The 19,750-nt window shown below is 67.5% G+C and carries 18 protein-coding genes; 5 read left to right on the top strand and 13 right to left on the bottom strand.

Features of this window, described 5'->3' with window-relative positions; all coding sequences use genetic code 11:
- Positions 1-13: 13 nt before the first annotated feature.
- On the bottom strand, positions 14-1,246 hold the full coding sequence (locus KY49_RS04440; protein ID WP_042583514.1) for an aspartate aminotransferase family protein: 1,233 nt from the start codon (positions 1,244-1,246) through the stop codon (positions 14-16).
- Between the two features lie 194 nt (positions 1,247-1,440).
- Positions 1,441-1,665 (bottom strand): hypothetical protein, encoded by a 225-nt coding sequence (locus tag KY49_RS36855; protein ID WP_156162424.1) that lies wholly within the window; start codon positions 1,663-1,665, stop codon positions 1,441-1,443.
- Here KY49_RS36855 and KY49_RS36850 point away from each other — a divergent pair.
- Positions 1,664-1,954 carry a hypothetical protein gene (locus KY49_RS36850; RefSeq protein WP_156162423.1) on the top strand — a complete coding sequence of 97 codons (291 nt, stop codon included), beginning with the start codon at positions 1,664-1,666 and terminating at the stop codon, positions 1,952-1,954. The genes KY49_RS36855 and KY49_RS36850 overlap by 2 nt on opposite strands.
- Before the next feature lie 85 nt (positions 1,955-2,039).
- Here KY49_RS36850 and KY49_RS04435 read toward each other — a convergent pair whose 3' ends face one another.
- The 9 genes from KY49_RS04435 to hpnI form a co-directional block, all read right to left on the bottom strand.
- The gene (locus tag KY49_RS04435; protein WP_042583513.1) at positions 2,040-3,077 is read right to left on the bottom strand and encodes a GlxA family transcriptional regulator; all 1,038 of its coding nucleotides are present in this window, start codon (positions 3,075-3,077) and stop codon (positions 2,040-2,042) included.
- 19 nt (positions 3,078-3,096) lie between these two features.
- Positions 3,097-3,891 carry an ABC transporter ATP-binding protein gene (locus KY49_RS04430; RefSeq protein ID WP_042583512.1) on the bottom strand — a complete coding sequence of 265 codons (795 nt, stop codon included), beginning with the start codon at positions 3,889-3,891 and terminating at the stop codon, positions 3,097-3,099.
- Between the two features lie 21 nt (positions 3,892-3,912).
- On the bottom strand, positions 3,913-4,626 hold the full coding sequence (locus tag KY49_RS04425; RefSeq protein WP_042583511.1) for an ABC transporter permease: 714 nt from the start codon (positions 4,624-4,626) through the stop codon (positions 3,913-3,915).
- Positions 4,623-5,312 (bottom strand): ABC transporter permease, encoded by a 690-nt coding sequence (locus KY49_RS04420; RefSeq protein ID WP_042584554.1) that lies wholly within the window; start codon positions 5,310-5,312, stop codon positions 4,623-4,625. Before KY49_RS04420 ends, KY49_RS04425 begins: the two co-directional genes overlap by 4 nt.
- A 302-nt stretch (positions 5,313-5,614) precedes the next feature.
- Positions 5,615-6,172, bottom strand: coding sequence for a lipoprotein (locus KY49_RS04415; protein WP_042583510.1), 558 nt, complete (start codon positions 6,170-6,172; stop codon positions 5,615-5,617).
- An 86-nt stretch (positions 6,173-6,258) separates the two neighbouring features.
- Entirely contained in the window at positions 6,259-7,290 is a 1,032-nt protein-coding gene (locus KY49_RS04410; RefSeq protein ID WP_042583509.1) for an HpnL family protein, read from the bottom strand.
- A complete protein-coding gene (hpnK, locus tag KY49_RS04405; protein WP_042583508.1) occupies positions 7,287-8,171 on the bottom strand; it encodes a hopanoid biosynthesis-associated protein HpnK in 885 nt (294 codons plus the stop codon). The genes KY49_RS04410 and hpnK overlap by 4 nt, the downstream gene beginning before the upstream one ends.
- A 3-nt stretch (positions 8,172-8,174) precedes the next feature.
- A complete protein-coding gene (gene hpnJ, locus KY49_RS04400) occupies positions 8,175-9,596 on the bottom strand; it encodes a hopanoid biosynthesis associated radical SAM protein HpnJ (RefSeq protein ID WP_010091881.1) in 1,422 nt (473 codons plus the stop codon).
- A 117-nt stretch (positions 9,597-9,713) separates the two neighbouring features.
- Complete coding sequence (gene hpnI, locus KY49_RS04395) at positions 9,714-10,889, bottom strand: bacteriohopanetetrol glucosamine biosynthesis glycosyltransferase HpnI (protein WP_042583507.1); 1,176 nt, start codon at positions 10,887-10,889, stop codon at positions 9,714-9,716.
- A gap of 626 nt (positions 10,890-11,515) precedes the next feature.
- Between hpnI and KY49_RS04390 the strand changes: the two genes are divergently transcribed.
- Positions 11,516-12,514, top strand: a complete 999-nt coding sequence (locus tag KY49_RS04390; protein ID WP_042583506.1) for an LLM class flavin-dependent oxidoreductase — start codon at positions 11,516-11,518, stop codon at positions 12,512-12,514.
- Between the two features lie 50 nt (positions 12,515-12,564).
- Here the strand turns inward: KY49_RS04390 and KY49_RS04385 are convergent, their stop codons facing one another.
- Positions 12,565-13,626, bottom strand: coding sequence for an alpha/beta fold hydrolase (locus KY49_RS04385; RefSeq protein ID WP_042583505.1), 1,062 nt, complete (start codon positions 13,624-13,626; stop codon positions 12,565-12,567).
- Between the two features lie 175 nt (positions 13,627-13,801).
- Between KY49_RS04385 and pdxY the strand changes: the two genes are divergently transcribed.
- From pdxY to KY49_RS04370, 3 genes are all read left to right on the top strand, one after another.
- Positions 13,802-14,662: a pyridoxal kinase PdxY gene (pdxY, locus tag KY49_RS04380; RefSeq protein WP_010091876.1), complete on the top strand. Its 861-nt coding sequence runs from the start codon at positions 13,802-13,804 to the stop codon at positions 14,660-14,662.
- 309 nt (positions 14,663-14,971) lie between these two features.
- On the top strand, positions 14,972-17,128 hold the full coding sequence (locus tag KY49_RS04375; RefSeq protein ID WP_042583504.1) for a phosphocholine-specific phospholipase C: 2,157 nt from the start codon (positions 14,972-14,974) through the stop codon (positions 17,126-17,128).
- A gap of 333 nt (positions 17,129-17,461) precedes the next feature.
- Positions 17,462-18,610 (top strand): branched-chain amino acid ABC transporter substrate-binding protein, encoded by a 1,149-nt coding sequence (locus tag KY49_RS04370; protein WP_042583503.1) that lies wholly within the window; start codon positions 17,462-17,464, stop codon positions 18,608-18,610.
- Positions 18,611-18,754: 144 nt separating this feature from the next.
- Here KY49_RS04370 and KY49_RS04365 read toward each other — a convergent pair whose 3' ends face one another.
- Positions 18,755-19,516, bottom strand: a complete 762-nt coding sequence (locus KY49_RS04365) for a FadR/GntR family transcriptional regulator (protein WP_042583502.1) — start codon at positions 19,514-19,516, stop codon at positions 18,755-18,757.
- Positions 19,517-19,750 lie beyond the last annotated feature (234 nt).

Here is a 19,750-nt window from a genome sequence, read left to right as displayed (position 1 = left end):
ATGGAGGCGCCGATCAGCGCGCGTTGGCTTCCTGCGCGGCGAGCACCTGTTCGACCGCCTTCTCGAAGCGCGCGAGGCCTTCGTCGAGCACGTCGAACGGGATCACCAGCGACGGCACGAAGCGCAGCACGTTCGGGCCTGCGATCAGCATGATCACGCCCTGCTCGGCAGCCGCATTCACGAAGTCCTTCGCGCGGCCGTCGAAAGCGGCCGTGAGTTCCGCGCCGACCAGCAGGCCCTTGCCGCGCACTTCCTTGAAGATGCCGAAGCGCGCGTTGATGCGTTCGAGCGCGCCTTTCAGGCGCACGCTGCGTTCGCGCACGCCTTCGAGCAGCGCCGGCTCGCCGATCAGCTCGACGACCTTGTCGGCGATCGCCGACGCGAGCGGGTTGCCGCCGTAGGTCGTGCCGTGCACGCCGACCTTGAAGTGCGCGGCGAGTTCTTTCGTCGTCAGCATCGCGCCGATCGGGAAGCCGTTGCCGAGCGCCTTCGCGGTCGTCAGGATGTCGGGCGTCACGCCCGTGTCCATGTATGCGTAGAAGTGGCCCGTGCGGCCGACGCCCGTCTGCACTTCGTCGAAGATCAGCAGCGCGTTGTTGGCGTCGCACGCTTCGCGCAGTGCCTTCAGGAAGGCCGGATCGGCCGGGATCACGCCGCCTTCGCCCTGCACCGGCTCGACGATCACCGCGCAGGTCTGCGGGCCGATCGCGGCCTTGGCGGCTGCGATGTCGTTGAACGGCAGGTGCTTGATGCCTTCCGGCACCGGGCCGAAGCCTTCCGAGTATTTCGGCTGGCCGCCGACGCTGACCGTGAAGAACGTGCGGCCGTGGAACGACTGCACGAACGAGATGATTTCGAATTTATCGGCGCCGTGGCGTTCGAACGCGACGCGGCGCGCGAGCTTCAGCGCCGCTTCGTTCGCTTCCGCGCCCGAGTTCGCGAAGAATGCGCGGTCGGCGAAGGTCAGCGATTCGAGGCGTTTCGCGAGGCGCAGCACCGGCTCGTTCGTGTAGCCGTTGCCGATGTGCCAGAGCTTGCGGCTTTGTTCGTCCAGCACCTTCAGCAGTTCCGGGTGGCCGTGGCCGAGCGACGTCACGGCGATGCCGCATGCGAAATCCACGTATTCACGGCCTGCCGTGTCCCACACGCGCGAGCCTTCGCCGCGATCCGGCACGAACGGTGCGGGGGAAAACACCGGCACCATCACTTCGTCGAAAGTCTGGCGGTTCACGGTCAGGTTCGTCATGGCTGTTCCTTTCGGTAGAGGTCTTGAACAATAGGTTCAAGTTTAGGTAAGGGTCGTGCAAGCGTCTTGCAGAATTGCGACGGGTTCTATCGGGTTGGGGGTGCTGGCGCGTTTTTGGGTGGTCTGCCTGGGCTTTTCGTGAATTGCCTGTAATGCTTTCGGTCTGTTAGCGTCGCCCCTCCCCGGGGCGGGGGTCACTTTTCTTTGTCTTGCCAAAGAAAAGTAACCAAAAGAAAGGCGCTCGAATGACGCAAGGCTTCCCGTGCCATGGTCATCAGAGTGGATCGCGCAAAAGTGTCCGCGCCAGTCACGACGCCGGAGTGGTTCGAGCAATGGATCTGACACGTCGCACCGCCAAACGGAGTGGTATACCACTCATCAGTTCCATCCTCGCTGCGCTCGGCTGCGAGGTACTTCATGGTTCGCGCTACACATGCATCGCCCGCGATAGCCAACGCCAATCAACCAATCATCTGTTCAGCAGGTGTGGACCTGTCGGCCGAGCGTAGCGAGGACGGAGCTGGCGGGCGGTATACCGCTCTGCTTGGTGGTGCGGCGCGTCAGATCCATTGCTCGAACCACTCCGGTGTCGTGACTGGCGCGGACACTTTTGCGCGATCCACTCTGATGACCATGGCACGGGAAGCCTTGCGTCATTCGAGCGCCTTTCTTTTGGTTACTTTTCTTTGGCAAGACAAAGAAAAGTAACCGCCGCCCCGCGCAGGGGCGACGCTAATAGACCGAAAACATTACAGGTGCTTCACGAAAAGCGCTGACCGTCCACCGAACAAACTCAGTCCTTGTTCACGCGCTCGACGAGCGCCCCTCCACGAGGCTCCCCGCCCGTCTGCTTCTCGAGCCACGCGCGCCGATCCTCCCGCGGCGTCACACCAAACCGCTCGCGGTACGCGTTGGAAAAATGCGCGGCAGAAGAAAACCCACAGGCGAGGCTGACCTGAACGACCGACTTGCTGGTCCGCTGCAACTGCGTGCGAGCCTTGAGCAACCGCAAATTGAGGTAATACTTCGAAGGCATCGCGCCAAGATACTGCCGAAAGAGCCTCTCCAATTGTCGGCGCGACACGCCGACCAACCCGGCGATTTCATCCGTCGTCAACGGATCTTCGATGTTGGCTTCCATCAGCAGCAATGCATCGTTCAAACGAGGATGCCGCTCGCCCGGCGCGGTCACAAAGGGAATCCGCTGCCGCTCCTCGCCACTGCGCAAAGTGCCCGCGCCAAGCGCATCGGCAATCCTTTCCGCCAGCTCCGGCCCGTGCTCGCGGCCGATCATCGCGAGCATGAAATCAACCGTCGCCTGCCCGCCGGCACACGTCGCGCGGTCCCGGTCGATCTCGAAGATCTGCTGCGTGACGATCGACCGCTCGAACTGCTCGGCAAACTGCTGGTACGTCTCCCAGTTCACGCTCACCCGGTAGCCGGACAATTGCCCCGCCATCGCGAGCCACCACACGCCGTGATGGATGCCCGTCACGAGCGGCGTGCGCTGCCCGACCCGCGCGAGACTCGCGAGAAACAGCCGGTAGTCGGCGAACTGCTGGAAACGCTCGCTGACGACGATCAGCCAGTCGCATGCAATCGCATCGTTGAACGCCGCGTCGGCATGCCACTGCGCGCCGCCCGCAAGCGGCACCGGCCGCCCGTCCCACGAACACACCTGCCAGCGGTACAGCAGCCGCCCGTCGATCTCGTTCGCGAGATTCAGCGCGTCGACGATCGGACCCACGCCCGACATCGACACGGGCGGCAAGGCGACGATCGCCACCTGCGTCGTGCGGGTGGCGCCTGCGGGACGGAGCACCGATACCACGTATGCGACCTGCGTGACGTTACTTCAGGCTTCCGGACAGGAACTGCTTGAGCCGCTCGCTCTGCGGCCGCACGAGCACCTCCGACGGATTCCCCTCTTCCTCGGTCCGCCCCTGGTGCAGGAACATCACGTGGTTCGACACGTTGCGCGCAAAGCCCATCTCGTGCGTGACGACGATCATCGTCCGGCCTTCCTCGGCCAGCTTCTGCATCACCTTCAGCACTTCGCCGACGAGTTCGGGATCGAGCGCCGACGTCGGTTCGTCGAACAGCATCACGTCCGGATGCATCGCCAGCGCCCGCGCGATCGCGACGCGCTGCTGCTGGCCGCCCGACAGGTGCGACGGATACTGCTTCTCGACCCGCGGCGCCAGGCCCACCTTCTCCAGATACTCGCGCGCGCGCTCCTCGGCTTCCTTCTTCGGGATGCCGAGCACGTGCACCGGCGCTTCCATCACGTTCTCGAGCACGTTCATGTGCGCCCACAGATTGAAGTGCTGGAACACCATCGCGAGCTTCGTGCGGATCCGCTGCAGCTGCTTGTGGTCGGCGACCTCGAGCGCGCCGGCCTTGTCGGTCTTCGTGCGCACGGCCTCGCCGTCGACGACGATCTGCCCCGCATTCGGCCGTTCGAGGAAATTGATGCAGCGCAGGAACGTGCTCTTGCCCGAGCCGCTCGCGCCGATGATGCTGATGACGTCGCCGGCCTTCGCATTCAGCGAGACGCCCTTGAGCACCTCGTTGTCACCGTAGCGCTTGTGAATGTCGAGCGCCGCAAGCTTGCAGGCAGCGCCCGTTTGAGTGATCTCGGCCAACTGGCTCTCCTCGAAGTGAAATCAATGACGGCCGGCCGCGAGATACGCGAGCCAGTGGCGCTCCGCACGGCGAAACGCCGCGACGAGTGCGAACGATACCGCAAGATAGATCAGCGCGGCGATGCCGAACGACTGGAACGCCATGTAGGTCGCGGAATTCGCGTCGCGCGCGACCTTCAGGATGTCCGGCACCGTCGCCGTGAACGCAACCGTCGTCGCGTGCAGCATCAGGATCACCTCGTTGCTGTACAGCGGCAGCGCACGGCGCAGCGCCGACGGCAGGATCACGCGGCGGTACATCGTGAACGGCGTCATCCCGTACGCGCGCGCCGCCTCGACCTCGCCGTGCGGAATCGCGCGGATCGCGCCCGCGAAGATCTCGGTCGTGTACGCGCAGGTGTTCAGCGCGAACGCGAGAATCGCGCAGTTGAAGCCGCTCCTGAAGAACGCGTCGAGCAGCGAGTGCGAGCGCACGAACTCCAGGCTGTACATGCCCGTGTACATCAGCAGCAGCTGCACGTAGAGCGGCGTGCCGCGGAACACGTAGGTGTAGAAGCGCACCGGCATCGACACCCATTTCTTCTTCGACACCCGCGCGACCGCCAGCGGCACCGCGCAGACGAAGCCGAGCGAAATCGACGCGACGAGCAGCCACAGCGTCACCGCAAGGCCCGACAGCCGCTGGCCGTCCCAGTAAAGGAACGCCTGGCCAAATTCCTGGAGAATCTCGATCATAGTTCTGCGTGGCGCACGCCCATGGAATAACGCTTCTCGAGCTGCATCAGCACGAGGTTGGAAACGGTCGTGATCGCGAGATAGATCAGCGCCGCGACGAGGATGAAGAAGAACATGTTGAACGTGCTCTTGCCCGCGTCCTGCGCCGCCTTCACGACGTCGGCGAGCCCGATGATCGACACCAGCGCGGTCGCCTTCACGAGCACCTGCCAGTTGTTGCCGATGCCCGGCAGCGCGAAGCGCATCATCTGAGGAAACATGATCCGCGCGAACACCCGCATCCCGCTCATCCCGTAGGCCGCGCCCGCCTCGAGCTGGCCGCGCGGCACCGACAGGAAGGCGCCGCGGAACGTCTCCGTGAAATACGCGCCGTAGATGAAGCCGAGCGTCAGCACGCCCGCGACGAACGGATCGATGTCGATCTGCTCCCAGCCGACGAGGTCGGTGAACTGGTTCAGCCAGATCTGGATGCTGTAGAACAGCAGCAGCATCAGGACGAGATCGGGCACCGAGCGGATCAGCGTCGTATAACCGGTCGCGAGCGAACGCAGCACCCGGTTGTGCGACAGCTTCGCCACCGCGCCGATCAGCCCGAGCACCACCGCGGTGGCGAGCGACAGCACCGACAGCTCGATCGTCTGCACGGTGCCCGCCCACAGGACGGGACCAAAGCCGTAAAGAAACACGCGCGTCTCCAGAACGTGAATGAAAGCCGGCACCATTTCCTGTCCGCGCCGGGCTGACGCGCATAGTCGCAAGCGAAAATAGTTGTCTCAAATTACTGCCCGCCCGGTTGCTGCGTCGCAACAATCCGCTTCACTATTCGCAATTGCGTGCTAGTTGCCTGTTTCGAAACGAAAAAGTCCGCTTCCGGACAGTCGGGCAACAGGCCGGGAAGCGGACTTTTTGCAATATTCCGGTCGCTTTTTCGATATAGCGACGGAGGCGGACGATGGATGACGAAACGGTCGCGAGTGGCGCGCCGCGCTCAGCGCCCTTTCAGGATGTCGGAGCGCGACGTCGTGTACACGCGCCCGTCCGGGCCGAAATGCACGTTGAAGAACGCGTCCTGGTTGACGCCGTCCTCGAGCCAGCGCCAGCTCCACACCGTTTCGGGCTTGAGCGGATATTGCGCGATCTCGCCCGGCTTGCCGAGCAGGCGCCGCACCTCGTCCTCGCTCATCCCGGGCGCCACCTTCGCGAAGTTGGCCGCGGTCAGCACCTGGGTCGCGCCCATGTAGCGCCCGTTCGCGTCGATATCGACGAACCAGGTCTGGTTGCCCATCGGGCCGCGCGGATACTCGAAGCGCTTCGAGCCGTCGGTGAACACGCGCTCGGTCTCCGGCGGGCCCATCGTGGCGCGGATGTCGGCCTCGGTCGATTCGCCCGGCTTCAGGCCCTTCAGCAGCAATTGAGCCGGCTTGATCGCCTTGAAGAAGTCCCGGATGCGTTGCACGTTGAGCTCGCCTTGCTTGTCGTCGCACGCGGACAGCGCCAGCGCGGCAGCCAGCATGGCGACGGGGAACAGCCGGAAACGGAAAGTCATCGATGGAAATGCGCGTCGTGGAAAACACGCGGCAAGCATACCCGCGCGCCGCCAAAAGCGCGAGACGGGCGCGCGGCCCGTCTCGTTCAGTGCGTCGGTTCGGTTTCGCGCGCGGCGGCCTGCGCCTGCGGCGCGGGCGGCACGCTCGCCGTCATCCGGCGCCGCGTATGGGCGAGCTCGGCGAGCTGCCAGGAGCCGAGCGCGAGGCAGCCGAACACGACCTCGCGGGCGCGCTTCACGAGCGCGAGCGACAGCGCCGTATCGCGGTCGACGCCGAACATCTGCGCGAGCAGCACGACGGTCGCCTCCTGCACGCCGAGGCCGCCCGGCACCATGAACGCGGCGTGGCGCGCAGCCTGGGTCATCGCCTCGATCGCGAGCGCGCCGCCGATCGACACCGGATGGCCGAGCAGTTCGAGCGCCCAGTAGATCTCGAGCGCGCCGACCGCATAGCCGGCCAATTGCCAGAAGAATGCGCTGAACAGCAGGCCCGCGCGCGACATCAGCGCGTCGATGTCCGCGTCGAGGCGCCGGCCGTCGACGCCCTGCAGCAGCCGGTGCGAATCGCCGAGCAGGCGGCCCGCGAAACGCTCGATCGCATGGAAGATGCCGCCGCGCCGCATCAGCACGACGCCGAGCACCGGCAGCGGCAGCGACAGCAGCAGCGCGAGGCCGATCGTCCCGGCATCGACGTCGCGCGTCGTCGCGAGCAGCAGCACGAGGCCGAGCGCGGCGAACGCATACTGGACGACGATCGTCACGAGCACTTCGACGATCACCGACGCGGTCACGCGGCTCGCGTCCGGGGTCCGCCAGCGCACGAGGCGAATGCCGACGATCTCGCCGCCGATGCCGACCACCGGCAGCAGCCGGTTCACGGCCTCGCGGACGGTCGCGACCCACCACAGGAACGGCAGCGAGCTGCGCTTGTCGAGCAGCAGGTGCCACGCATACGCGTCGAGCAGCAGCGGCAGCGCGTGGAACGGCACGAGCCACAGCAGCGCGAACCCGGCGCGCCCGATCATCTGCGTGACGTCGCCGACGCCGTCATGCAGCACCAGCGCGAGCAGGATCGCGATGCCGATCGGCCAGCCGAGCCATTTGATCCACTTGCTCACGACGGCTGCGCTCCCGGTTGGCGCGCCGCGCGCGGCGCGCGCGACGGCGAGGTCTGGCCGAACACGTCGGCGAAACCGCCCGTCGCGACGCCCGCGGCCTTCAGCGCGGCGGCGACGCGCGGCGACAGCAGCGCGTCCAGTTCGTCGACGGGACGGTAGCCGGCCATCGTCGGCGTGATCGGGCCGTCGCCTGCCTCGGCCGGATGGCAATAGATCTCGCCGACGCCCGGCGGCAGGCTCGCGAGCGCGTCGAGCAGCACCGCCTCGTCCATGCCGCCCGTGTGCTCGATGCCGACCACGTAGTCGTTGTGCGCAAGCCCCGCGCGGTCGAGCCGCGCGCGCACGAGCCCGATCCACGGCTTGAGCCACGCGGGCGCGGTCGTCTCGTACGGCAGCCGGACCGCGCGCAGCCCGTAGTCGCGGCCGATCTCGACGATCATCGACAGCACGGTCGGATGCAGATGGAAATGCTTGTGCGCGTTCACGTGGTCGAGCGGCAGGCCGCTCGCCGCGAACGCGTCGAACTGCGCGCGGATCTCGCGGCGCAGCTGCGCACGAACGTGCGGCAGGAAGAAGAAGCGGCAGCCGTCCTTCGCCATCGCGTCGCCGAACCGGCCGTCGGGGCCGACGAGCGCGGGGATCTCACGGGCGGGCAGCGTGGCCGGGCCGTCCGCGAGGACGAGATGCAGACCGACCGCGAGCGACGGCAGCCGCCGCGCGCGTTCGATCGCATCGGCCGCGGCCGGCGCGCCGACCATCAGGCTCGCGGCGTTCAGCACGCCGTCGCGATGCGCGCGCTCGACCGCCGCGTTGACGCGCGGATGCAGCCCGAAGTCGTCCGCGGTGAAGATGAGCGCCCGCGCCGCCCGCTGCGTCGTCACGAATCAGGCCTCGTGCGCGCGCAGGAAACGGAAGAATTCGACGCCCTCGCGCAGACGGCGCTTCATCATGTCCCAGCTCGTCAGCATCTCGCGGACGATCTCCCAGATCTTCGACGGACGGAAGTAGAACTCGCGATAGAACTGCTCGAGGTGGTGATAGATCTCGTCGCGCGACAGGTGCGGATAGCCGATCGCCGCGAGCTGCACGCCCTCCTTGCTCACCAGGTTGATGGTCTTGTTCTCTTCCATCCAGCCGTTTTCGACGGCCTGCTTGTAGAGCGTCGTGCCCGGATAGGGCGCGGCGAGCGACACCTGGATCGTGTGCGGATTGATTTCCTTCGCGTACTCGATCGTCTTCTTGATCGTTTCCTGGGTCTCGCCCGGCAGGCCGAGAATGAAGGTGCCGTGGATCTTGATGCCGAGCTTCTTGCAGTCCGCGCTGAAGCGGCGCGCGAAATCGGTGCGCACGCCCTTCTTGATGTTCACGAGGATCTGGTCGTCGCCGGATTCGAAGCCGACCAGCAGCAGGCGCAGGCCGTTTTCCTTCATGACCTTGAGCGACTTGTACGGCACGTTCGCCTTCGCGTTGCACGACCACGTCATGCCGAGCTTGCCCAGACCGATGGCGATGGCTTCGGCGCGCGGCAGGTCGTCGGTGAAGGTGTCGTCGTCGAACATCAGTTCCTTCACTTCCGGCATGTTGTCGCGGATCCACTTCGCTTCCGCGAGCACGTTCTCGACCGAGCGCGTGCGGTAGCGATGGCCGCTGACCGTCTGCGGCCATAGGCAGAACGTGCAGCGCGACTTGCAGCCGCGGCCCGTGTAGATCGACACGTACGGGTAGTTCAGGTAGCCGATGAAGTAGTTGTCGATCTTCAGGTCGCGCTTGTAGACGGGTGCGACGAACGGCAGTTCGTCCATGTTCTCGAGGATCGGACGTGCTTCGTTGTGCTCGATCGAGCCGTCCTTCGCGCGCCAGCTCAAGCCCTTGATCTCGGGGAACGGCTTGCCTTCGGCGATTTCCTTGCAGGTGAAGTCGAATTCCTCGCGGCACACGAAGTCGATTGCCTCGGTCGCCGTGAGCGAGTTGTGCGGATCGACCATCACCTTCGCGCCCACCATGCCGACCAGCATCGACGGCTTCATCTTCTTCAGATCTTGCGCGAACATCGCGTCGGTCGGGAACGACGGCGTGCTCGTGTGGATGATCACGAGGTCGTAGTCGTTCGCGATCTTCAGCGTTTCCTCGACCGACAGGCCGTCGGCCGGCGCATCGACGACACGGCTGCCCGGCACGAGCGCGGCCGGCTGCGCGAGCCACGTCGGATACCAGAAGGAACGGATTTCACGCTTCGCCTGGTAGCGCGAGCCGGCACCACCGTCGAAGCCGTCGTACGAAGGGGCCTGCAAGAACAGGGTTTTCATCAATGCTCCGGTAGCCTGCATAGTTCGAGTTCGTTTCAAGAATCTAGTAAAAAAACCGCGGGCCGCCCATCCGGGCGCCCGCCTCTCGTCATGGTTGGCCAGCCTGCGCCGTGCCGTTCAGCGGCCGTCGCCGCCCTCCACGGCCGTCGCGCGCTCGCCGCCGACGACCGTCATCCTGGCGCCGCGCCACACGACCTGCGTGCCGAACGCCGCGACGAGCCACTCGAGCGCGAGCAGCGTGTCGCGCACCGCGATCAGCGGCAAATCGCGCCAGAACGCGCGCCAGCCGTCCTCGCCGCGCGCGTGCAGCACGAGCCGCCCGAACGCGCCTGCCGCGGTCGCCGCGCCCGCCAGCGTGCCGGCGAACGTGCCGTCGAGACGCAGCGCAAGCCCCGCGCCGATCGCGAGCCACGGCGCGGTGAACGTGATGAACAGGAACGCGAAACCGGCCGGGTTCAGCGACCGGATCGTGCGCAGCCAGCGCGTTTCGCGGTGCCAGAGCGGCCCGAACGCCGCCTCGATCACGTCGGTCGCGACTTCGACCTCCGACAGCACCGTGCGCCGCCCGAGGCGGCGCGGCAGCTCGGCGAGCCAGAAATCGTCGGCCAGCTCGTCCTTCAGCGCCTTGAAGCCGCCGATCCGGTCGAGCGTGTCGCGCGTCAGCGCGAGCGTCGCGCCGAAGCCGAAGCGGCTCGAGCGGCCGAGGTGCGTGATCCGCACCGACGGCGCGAACCACGCGTCGACGAACTGCGCGCCGATGCGCGTCCAGAACCCGCCGACACTGCGCGCATGATACAGGCAAGTGACGACGCCGACCGACGCATCGGCGAGCGGCGCCGTCACGCGCTCGAGATAATCCGGCTTCACCGCGATGTCGCTGTCGGCGATCACGATCCGCCCGTACTTCGCGCGCTCGGCAAGATTGATCAGGTTGCTGACCTTCAGGTTCTTGCCGTACACGCGCGCGTCGATCACGAGCGTGATGTCGCACTCCGGGTAGTCCGCGCGCAGCCGCTCGACGACCGCCACCGCCGGGTCCGCCGCCGACGCGACGCCGAACAGCACCTCGTAGCGCGGATGGCGCTGCTCGCAGAACGTCGCGAGGTTCTCGTACAGGTGCGGCTCCGCGCCGCACAGCGGCTTCAGCACGCTGACGGGCGCGAAGCCGTCGCGCGCGGCCGTGCGCGGCGTGCGCGGACGCGGCGCGAAGGCCGCGACGAGCGCATACCCGGCCGCGGCCAGCGTGAACGCGACCAGCAGCCACTCGATGAGCGATACGGCCGACGACGTCATGCGCGCCGCCCTGCGGCGGCCGTGCCGCGGCGTTGATCGAACGGGCAAGCGATGATGGATGATTCGATTGGGACGAACGCGGGCACGACCCGACTCCTTGTTCCTGCAGCGTCTGTATCAGGGGCATGCGATGCTCGAAAGCAGCCCTGCCCCGCTCGAGAGGCGCTCCTGCGCAACGCGCGGGCAAAACGCAGAAAATGCGAACGGCAACCGTGAGCGCGAGATGGACAATCGGCGGATTTTAACAGCCGGCGAAACCCCGCGCTCGAACACGCCATGAAACGGACTGATGCGAAATCATCAAAATCCGGACAGCCGACATTCTTCCGATGCAACCTCGTAAACCCTAGCGTAAGCGGTTTGCAGGCGTATTGCAGTCTTTAAATCTTGGCCTTTCGTGGTTTTTTGTGTCTACGCACAAATTCGCATCCAATCTCCGTAAAATTTCGTAATTTTTCGATGATTACGTTGATTGCGGAAACAATCGGTGCGCACCGCCCGGCCGCCCCTGATGCCCGCAGGGATATCGGCGCGTCGCCAGCGCGATCCGGAACCCTTTGGCAAAATCTTCCGCATCTGTTGCGTGCGCGCATCACCGCGCGCCCTCACGTTCGAAGGCCCATCCGATGATTCCGTTTTCCGTACTCGATCTCGCCCCCATTCCGGCCGGCGCCGACGCCGCGCAGGCGTTCCGCAACACCCTCGACCTCGCGCAGCACGCCGAGCGCTGGGGCTACCACCGCTACTGGCTCGCCGAGCACCACAACATGCCCGGCATCGCGAGCGCGGCGACCGCCGTCGTGATCGGCCACGTCGCCGGCGGCACGCGGACGATCCGCGTCGGCTCGGGCGGCATCATGCTGCCGAACCATTCGCCGCTCGTGATCGCCGAGCAGTTCGGCACGCTCGCGTCGCTGTATCCGGGCCGGATCGATCTCGGCCTCGGCCGCGCGCCCGGCACCGACCAGACCACGTCGCGCGCGCTGCGCCGCGACCTGCTCGGCAGCGCCGACGCGTTCCCCGACGACGTGGCCGAGCTGCTGCGCTACTTCGCCGAGCCGGCGGCGGGCCAACGCGTGCGCGCGGTGCCCGGCGCGGGGCTCGACGTGCCGGTCTGGCTGCTCGGCTCGAGCCTGTTCAGCGCGCAGCTCGCCGCGATGCTCGGCCTGCCGTTCGCGTTCGCGTCGCACTTCGCGCCGGACTACCTGATGCGCGCGCTCGAGGTCTATCGCGCGCAATACCGGCCGTCGGCCGCGTGGCCGAAACCGTATGCGATGGTCGGGGTGAACGTGTTCGCGGCGCAAACCGACGACGAGGCGCGCCGCCTGTTCACGTCGCTGCAGCAGCAGTTCCTGAACCTGCGGCGCGGCACGCCGGGCAAGCTGCCGCCGCCCGTCGACGTGCTCGAGGCGACCGAGCTGGAGCTGGCGAGCGTCGCGCATTCGCTGTCGTTCGCCGCGGTCGGCTCGCGCGACACCGTGCGCGACAGGCTGCGCGAGCGGATCGCGCAGACCGGCGCGGACGAGCTGATCATCACCGCGCAGATCCACGATCACGCGGCGCGGCTGCGCTCGTTCGAGCTCGCCGCGCAGATTCGCGACGAGCTCGCGAGCGAGGCGCGCTAGCGCAGCACGTCAGGCAGCACGCCTGCCGTCGCGCCGCGGGGCGGCCCCCGTCACTGCGGATGCGCCTGCGCGAGCCCGTCGAGCAGCGCCTTGTGGAACGCGTCCGGATCCTGGATCTGCGGCGCGTGGCCGAGCGCCGCGAACTCGACGAGCTGCGCGCCGGGAATCGCCGCCTGCGCGCGCTTCGCGAGTTCGGGATAGCGCCCGAGCTTCGCGTGGACGTCGGGCGGCGCGACGTCCTTGCCGATCGCGGTGGTGTCCTTGTCGCCGATCATCAGCAGGGTCGGCACGCGGATCGCGCCCAGCTCGTAGACCACCGGCTGCGTGAAGATCATGTCGTAGAGCAGCGCGGAATTCCATGCGACCGCGTCGCGGCCCGGCCCGCGGTACATCCCCGCGAGCATCTGCACCCAGCGCTCGTAGGACGGCGACCACTTGCCCGCGTAGTACGTCGCCTGCTCGTAGCGGCGGATGCCGTCGGCGCTCGTCTTCAGCTCGCGCGCGTACCAGTAGTCGACCGACAGCGGCGGCACGCCGAGCGCCTTCCAGTCTTCCAGCCCGATCGGGTTGACGAGCACGAGCTGCTCGGTCGCCTTCGGATACATCAGCGCGTAGCGCATCGCGAGCATGCCGCCTGTCGAGTGGCCGACGAGCGTCGCCGACTTCACGCCGATCGATTCGAGCAGCGCATGCGTGTTGCGCGCGAGCTGCTGGAAGCTGTACTGGTAGCGCTCGGGCTTCGACGACTTGCAGAAGCCGATCTGGTCGGGCGCGATCACGCGATAGCCCGCATGGCTCAGCACCGTGATCGTCTCCTCCCAGGTCGCCGCGCAGAAATTCTTCCCGTGCAGCAGCACGACCGTGCGCCCGTTCGGATGCGCGGGCTGCACGTCCATGTACACCATCTCGACGGTCTCGCGCTGCGACACGAACGAATAGCGGTGCAGCGGCTCCGGATACGTGAAGCCTTCGAGCCGCGCGCCGTACGCGGGCCCGTCGTTGCCGGCGGGCGCCGGCGCCGGCGCCGCGACCGACGCCGCGCACGCGGCGGCGAGGCCGGCGCCGAGCATGGCGGTGCGGGCGGCGGACAACATCTTGCAAATCGAAACCATGGCGAACACGATGAGTGGAGACGCACGCGGATCACCGGACGGCGCCGCGCCCCGCGATTCTACGCGGGTCGCGTTGACGACGGCGCGCAACACTCCGTTGCCGGGCGGCTTTCTCGCCCACGACGAACTCGGGTATCGTGTGACGTGAACCTGGCCCGCGTGCAGGCGAATTCCCATGAAAAACGTCCTCAGCATTCAGTCTCACGTGATCTACGGCCACGCCGGCAACAGCGCGGCCGTGTTTCCGATGCAGCGCCTCGGCGTCAACGTCTGGCCGCTCAACACCGTCCAGCTGTCGAATCACATGCAGTACGGCCACTGGGCGGGCAGCGCGATCGACGCCGCGAAGATGGAGCAGCTCGTCGACGGCATCGCCGCGATCGGCGCGCTCAAGCGCTGCGACGCGGTGCTCTCCGGGTTCCTCGGCTCGCCCGCGCAGGCCCGCGCGACGGTCGAGATCGTGCGCGCGGTGAAGGCGACGAATCCGAACGCATGGTACTTCTGCGATCCGGCGATGGGCCAGACGGGCGGCATTCGCCCGGAGCCGGGCGTCGAGGAGTTCATCGTCCACGAGGTGCCCGCGCTCGCGGACGGCATGGCGCCGAACCACACCGAACTGCAGAAGCTGGCGGGCCGGCGCATCGAGACCGTCGCCGAAGCGGTCGACGCGTGCCGCGCACTGATCCGCCGCGGCCCGCAGATCGTGCTCGTCAAGCACCTGCACGACCGAAACAGCCCGGCCGACCGCTTCAACATGCTGGCCGTCACCGCCACCGAGGCCTGGATCGGCCAGCGCCCGCTGTATGCGTTTCCGCGCCATCCGGTCGGCGTCGGCGACCTGACGAGCGCGGTCTTCGTCGCGCGGCGGCTGCGCGGCGATTCGGTGCGCGCGGCGTTCGAACATACGCTCGCGGCCGTGCACGCGGTCGTCAAGGCCACCTATGACGCGCGCCGCTACGAGCTGGAACTGATCGCCGCGCAGGACGAAATCGCGAGCCCGAGCGAGTGGTTCGGCGCGTGGGTCACGGACGTCTGACGGCGCGCGCCGCGTGACGACGCCCGACGCGCATCGCCCGTCGCCGGTCCGCACCGCGATTCGTTCCGCGGTTCGTCCCGCAGTTCGTCCCGATACACCGGCCGCGACGCCGCGCCCGTCGGCACGCCATCCCGCCCCGCCGCCCGGCCCGAGCGCGCAAACGTTTCCACCGCTTCACATGAATGACACCGTTTCGCCGCTATGCTCGCGGCGGCACGGCCCGGCACGCTCCCGCATTCGCGCGCCGGGGCAGCACGCTTGCATCACTCCCCGCCATCCGGCGCCCACCTTTTCCGCACGATACCGACCATGACCCGATCGACCCGTCGTGACTTCCTGCGCGTCGCCGCCGGCACCGCCGGCGCTACCGCGCTGAACCTCTTCCCGCCCGTGATCCGCGACGCGCTCGCGATTCCCGCGAACCGCCGCACCGGCACGATCCGCGACATCGAGCACATCGTGATCCTGATGCAGGAGAACCGCTCGTTCGACCATTACTTCGGCACGCTGCGCGGCGTGCGCGGCTTCGGCGATCCGCGCCCGCTGCGCCTCGCGAACGGCAAGTCGGTGTTTCACCAGCCGGTCGGCCTCGCGGAGCTGCTGCCGTTCCATCCGCGCGCCGACAAGCTCGGGATGCAGTTCCTGCAGGACCTGCCGCACGGCTGGCAGGACATGCACGCCGCGTGGAACAAGGGCCGCTACGACCAGTGGGTGCCGAACAAGGGCACGACGACGATGGCGTACCTGAAGCGCGACGACATCCCGTTCCACTACCAGCTCGCCGACGCGTTCACGATCTGCGACGCGTACCACTGCGCGATCCCGAGCTCGACCGACCCGAACCGCTACTACATGTGGACGGGCTACGTCGGCAACGACGGCGTCGGCGGCGGCCCGGTGCTCGGCAACGAGGAGAAGGGCTACGGCTGGAGCACCTATCCGGAAGTGCTCGAGCAGGCCGGCGTGTCGTGGAAGATCTACCAGGACGTCGGCACGGGCCTCGACGCGAACGGCTCGTGGGGCTGGACGCAGAACCCGTACATCGGCAACTACGGCGACAACGCGCTGCTCTACTTCAACCAGTACCGCACCGCGCAGCCCGGCTCGCCGCTGTACGAGAAGGCGCGCACCGGCACCAACATCAGCGCGGGCGGCACGCTGTTCGACGTGCTGCAGCAGGACGTGAAGAACGGCACGCTGCCGCAGGTGTCGTGGATCTGCGCGCCGGAAGCGTATTCGGAGCACCCGAACTGGCCGGCCAACTACGGCGCGTGGTACATCGAGCAGGTGCTGAAGACGCTCGTGTCGAACCCGGACATGTGGAGCAAGACCGCGCTCTTCATCACCTACGACGAGAACGACGGCTTCTTCGACCACGTGCCGCCGCCGTTCGCGCCGCAGTCGCGCGAGAACGGGCTGTCGACGGTCGCGACCACCAACGAGGCGTTCCCCGGCGACGCGTCGCACATGGCCGGCCCGTACGGCCTCGGCCCGCGCGTGCCGATGCTCGTCGTGTCGCCGTGGACGAAAGGCGGCTGGGTCTGCTCGCAGACGTTCGATCACACGTCGCTGCTGCAATTCATCGAGGCGCGCTTCGGCGCGCAGTACGCGGTGACGGCCGGCAACGTGTCGCCGTGGCGGCGCACGGTGTGCGGCGACCTGACGTCCGCGTTCGACTTCGCGTCGACCGACGCGAGCTGGCCGCAACTGCCGGACACGAGCGGCTACGCGCCGCCCGATCGCAACCGCCATCCCGACTACATCCCGATCCCGCCGCTCGCGCAGAAGCTGCCGAAGCAGGAGGCCGGCCTGCGGCCGGCGCGCGCGCTGCCCTACGAGCTGTTTGCATACGGCCGGATCGACAACGCGAGCGGCCAGTTCCGGCTGACCTTCGCGAACACCGGCCGCGCGGGCGCGGCGTTCCAGGTCCAGGCGCGCAATCGCGTCGACGGCCCGTGGACCTACACGGTGGAAGCCGGCAAGCGCCTCTCCGACACGTGGAGCCCCGCGCCGTCGCTCGGCCTGTACGACCTCGACGTGTACGGCCCGAACGGTTTCTACTGCCACTTCCGCACTCCCGCCGCACCGGCGGTCGGGCCGGCGAGCGTCAATCCGGAAGTGATCTACGGCTACGACGTCGCGAACGGCAACATCACGCTGCGCCTGATGAACCGCGGCCACCGGGCGGTGCGCCTCAAGGTGACGAGCGCCTACGGCCACGCGCATCCGCGCGTGTTCGACCTGGCGCCCGGCGCGCGCGTCGACGACTACTGGGACCTGCGCGGCAGCCACGGCTGGTACGACCTGACCGTCAGCGACGGCAAGCCGCTCGGCTTCGTGCGCCGCTTCGCCGGCCACGTCGAGACGGGCCGCCCGAGCACGAGCGATCCGCTGATCCGCACCGAGCCGGCATCGGCGTCCGCCGCCGACGACGCGGTCGAGGCCGCGGTCGGGGCCGCCGAGTAACCGCCGAGTAACGCCAGCGCCGACGCCGTCACCCTGCGCCGGCCGTTCGATGCGGCCGGCGCCCCCTTCCCACCGCTGCGGGCGCGGCATCTGCTGCCGCGCCCGCCCCGCCGCCGCCCGGCGCGGGAATTCCCTCATCGCCGCTTTCCCTTGTCGCACCGACGCTGTGCGGAAATCCGCACGTTTCGTGCGTCGAATCGACAAGACTCGTCCAATTTGGCCCCCTATAACTCGTCGTCAGACGCTCGGGCCTGCCTTCGGTCGTGCCCGCAGAAGCGTCGCCCGCGCGCGCCGTTGCGCGCGTTCTCGTGTCTCGCCGTCCAAGGAATGACTATGAAATTCCGCCCATCGCTGCTGTCCCTCTCGCTCGCCACCGCGCTTGCCGTCCTCTCGCACCAGGCCGCGCAGGCGGCCGGCGACACCGACATCAAGGTCGGCTTCGCCGCGCCGCTCACCGGCGTCAACGCCGGCTACGGCAAGGATCTGCAGAACGGCGTCCAGCTCGCGCTCGACGACGCCGCCGCGCAGAAGATCCAGATCGCCGGCAAGCCGGCGCGCTTCGATCTCGTCGTGCAGGACGACCAGGCCGACCCGCGGATCGGCGTGCAGGCCGCGCAAAGCCTCGTCGACCAGAACGTGTCGGTCGTGGTCGGCCACTTCAACTCGGGCACGACGATTCCGGCGTCGGTCGTCTACGACAAGGCCGGCATCCCCGTGATCGACCCGGCCGCGACCAACCCGACGCTCACGTCGCGCGGGCTCGCCAACATGTTCATGGTGATCGCGACCGACGGCCAGAACGCCGGCAACGCGGGCCGGTACGCGGTCGACGTGACGAAGGCGAAGCGCATCGCGATCGTCGACGACCGCACCGCGTTCGGCCAGGGCGAAGCGGACGAATTCGAGAAGGCGGTGAAGGCAGCCGGCGGCGCGATCGTCGCGCGCGAATTCACGAGCAACCAGGCGGTCGACTTCCGCGCGCAGATCACGAGCCTGAAAGGCAAGAACCCCGACCTGATCTTCTTCGGCGGCCTCGACTCGCTCGCCGCGAACTTCATCAAGCAGATGCGCCAGCTCGGGCTGAACGCGCAGTTCGTCGGCGGCGGCGGCGTGAAGGACAACGAGTTCATCAAGATCGCCGGCCCCGCCGCGGAAGGCGCGATGGCGTGGGAGTACGGCCGTCCGCTCGACGAGCTGCCGCAAGGGAAGGATTTCGAGCAGCGCTTCAGAAAGCGCTTCGGGGTCGACGTGCTGTCGTACGCGCAGTTCGGCTACGACGCGACCTGGGCCGCGATCAAGGCGATGCAGGCGGCCGGCTCGACCGATCCGAAGGTCTATCGGCCGGCGCTCAAGAAGATCGACTTCGAGGGGATCACCGGTCGCATCTCGTTTGCGAACGACGGCTCGCTGAAGAGCGGCATGTCGACGCTTTACCAGGTGAAGAGCGGCGCCTGGAAGACGATCGTAACGAAGGGCGGTTGAGCGCGGAACGCCCGCGCCGGCCTTGCGTCGGCGGCGCGGGCGTGGTCATCCGGTGTGATGCGCGATGCAATCATACGATGACTGATATTTGGCAGAACCGCCGCCGCGCCGAGCCCTGACGGCGCGCGCCGGCGGACCGGCGGCCTACTCGGCGTGCGCGTCCCGCCCCGCTTCGGCCGCCTCGTGCGCGCGGCGCAGCCGCTCCCGGCTGTTGGTCAGGTGCGTGCGCATCGCGGCGCGCGCCGCTTCCGGGTCGTGGCGCGCGATCGCCTCGTAGATGTCCTCGTGCTCGTGGTTCAGCCGCGCCACGTAGCGCTCCAGGTCGTCGCCCGCGAAGCGCGCGGAATTCACCCGCGTGCGCGGGATGATCGACGCGCCGAGCTGCGTCATGATGTCGACGAAATACCGGTTGCCGGTCGATTGCGCGATCTGCAGGTGGAACTGGTAGTCGAGCTGCGCGGTGTCGCGGCCGCCGCCCGAGCCCGACGCGATCGCGTCGAGCGCGCGCCGCAGCGCCGCGAGGTCCGCGTCGTTCGCCCGCTGCGCGGCGAGGCTCGCACACTCGCTCTCGAGGCTGATGCGCAGCTCGAGCACCGCGAGCACGTCGCGCAGCGTCGTGATCGTTGCGGGATCGATGCCGAGCGCCTGGCGGCGCGAAGGCTCGAGCACGAAGCTGCCGATGCCGTGACGCGTCTCGACCAGGCCGCTCGCCTGCATCCGCGAGATCGCCTCGCGCACGACCGTGCGGCTCACGCCCTGCGTCGCCATCACTTCGGTTTCGGTCGGCAGCTTGTCGCCGGGACGCAGCGTGCCGTTTTCGATCTGCGCGGTCAGCGCGTCGACGACATCTTGTGCGAGGCTGCGCGCGCGACGACGCGGCGCTGCGGGAAGCGTAGGCACGGACATGGGCCGGTTCCTTTTTGAATATCGTATCGGTAAGCCGAGGGTTTACGCGGGGTTTGAGCGAAAGCCGTCGATTCATTATACTGCGTCACAAGTCATCCGACGACTGATGATTGCTCGATCTGCTGCCTCCTGTCGACCCACGCTGGCATCGGACGATTCGCACCGCTATCGTGGATTCATCGCTCCAATGCCAATGCCGCGGTCGTTGCCGTTCCGCGCACGTCGGTTGTCGAA

The organism is Burkholderia sp. MSHR3999, assembly GCF_000833595.1.
Lineage (GTDB): Bacteria > Pseudomonadota > Gammaproteobacteria > Burkholderiales > Burkholderiaceae > Burkholderia > Burkholderia ubonensis.
This window is presented reverse-complemented; position numbering and strand designations above follow the sequence as displayed.